Origin of the sequence: Robertmurraya kyonggiensis (genome assembly GCF_005116465.1) — a bacterium.
In the GTDB taxonomy this organism is placed as follows: domain Bacteria; phylum Bacillota; class Bacilli; order Bacillales; family Cytobacillaceae; genus Robertmurraya; species Robertmurraya kyonggiensis.
The window spans coordinates 1-1,429 of record NZ_SWBM01000049.1 but is presented as its reverse complement, the minus strand read 5'-3'; the positions used below and the strand labels follow the sequence as shown (position 1 = coordinate 1,429).

The window sequence follows — 1,429 nt, the reverse complement described above, 5'->3', positions numbered from 1 at the left end:
CAAAAGCAGAAAAAGAAATAATAGTCACTTGGTCCCGAGCGTCTACCATTATACCGACAATGATCGATCCTCCTATTTGGGCATTGATTGGCAATGTGTCCTCTTCCTTGGCACTTAAAACACACAATGTCATGAGTTCTAGAAGGTTTAGGATCGATCACTCTTACCTTGGAATGATGGTATTTTCATCTTGATTCCTCCATAGTCATTCCCTCGGTCAAATCTCTCTCTCCCACGGAATTGGTTGGTTCCCGAATCAACATCTTCTTCTTCTTCCACATACTCATCTCCAAATCGTTCCAAATCTTCCCCTCTTGGAGCATGTCTTCCTCTACCACGACCATGAGGAAACCTTTGTGGTAGTCGTTGCTGCGGTGTTTGGATTGATGACTCCATTCTATCCAACCTATCATGAATCTGCCCCATCTCCAACCTTAATGCTCTTTGGAGTTCTCCCACCATGGCTTGAATGTATAATTTTGGATCGATCCGCTACAAAAAAGGTAAGGAAAATGTGGTTGCCGATGCATTATCCCGAAGGTATGTACTCTTTTCTACTTTAGATGCTAGATTGCTTGGGTTTGAACAATTAAAAGAACTTTATGAGCATGATAGTGACTTTGGGGAAATATTTAGAACCTGTTTGAAACATGGTTTTAATAAATTTTATATATTTGAGGGATATTTGTTTAAGGAAAACAAACTTTGTGTGCCTAATTGTAGCATAAGGGAATTATTGGTTCGGGAAGGTCATGGGGGTGGTTTAATGGGTCATTTTGGAGTTTTTAAAACTTTATCCTTACTACAAGAACATTTTTATTGGCCTAACATGAGGAGAGATGTTGAGAAAATTTGTGAAAGATGCTTGAAGTGCCGAAAGACCAAATCCACTTTGAAGCCGCATGGTTTGTACATGCCATTGCCGATTCCTACCTATCCTTGGGTAGATTTGTCTATGGACTTCATTCTTGGTTTGCCTAGATCGATCTATACATTCAGCCACTAAGTTTTCACCTTTTGAAATTGTATATGGTTTTAATCCTTTAACTCCATTGGATTTAACACCTTTACCTTTGCATGAGCGTGCTAATTTAGATGGAAAAAGGAAAGCTGATTTTGTTAGGCAACTATATGAGAAGGCTAAAGCTAACATTGAAAGGAGAACCGAACAATACATGAAGCAAGCAAACAAAGGGCGCCAACAAGTTGTTTTTTAGCCTGGCGATTGGGTTTGGTTGCATTTGAGAAAGGAGAGATTTCCCGCCCAAAGAAAGTCTAAACTCATGCCACGTGGAGATGGTCCATTTCAGATTTTGGAGAGACTTAATGATAATGCTTACAAATTAGATCGATCCGAACACTTCACCGGACCATTCAATCGGTAGGAGCGACGGGCGGTGTGTACAAAGGGCAGGGACGTAGTCAACGC

General features: G+C 40.5%; 2 protein-coding genes. One reads left to right on the top strand and one right to left on the bottom strand.

From position 1 onward, the window contains the following. Positions 1-147: 147 nt before the first annotated feature. A complete protein-coding gene (locus tag FA727_RS25630) occupies positions 148-396 on the bottom strand; it encodes a hypothetical protein (protein ID WP_136833914.1) in 249 nt (82 codons plus the stop codon). Positions 397-514: 118 nt separating this feature from the next. On the opposite strand from FA727_RS25630, the gene FA727_RS25625 reads away from it, so the two are divergent. Next, positions 515-1,006, top strand: a complete 492-nt coding sequence (locus tag FA727_RS25625; RefSeq protein WP_158318973.1) for an integrase zinc binding domain-containing protein — start codon at positions 515-517, stop codon at positions 1,004-1,006. Positions 1,007-1,429 lie beyond the last annotated feature (423 nt).

Coding starts and splice junctions, on each gene's coding strand:
- FA727_RS25630 (WP_136833914.1), bottom strand. CDS start 396: ATGGAGTCATCAATCCAAACACCGCAGCAACGACTACCACAAAGGTTT.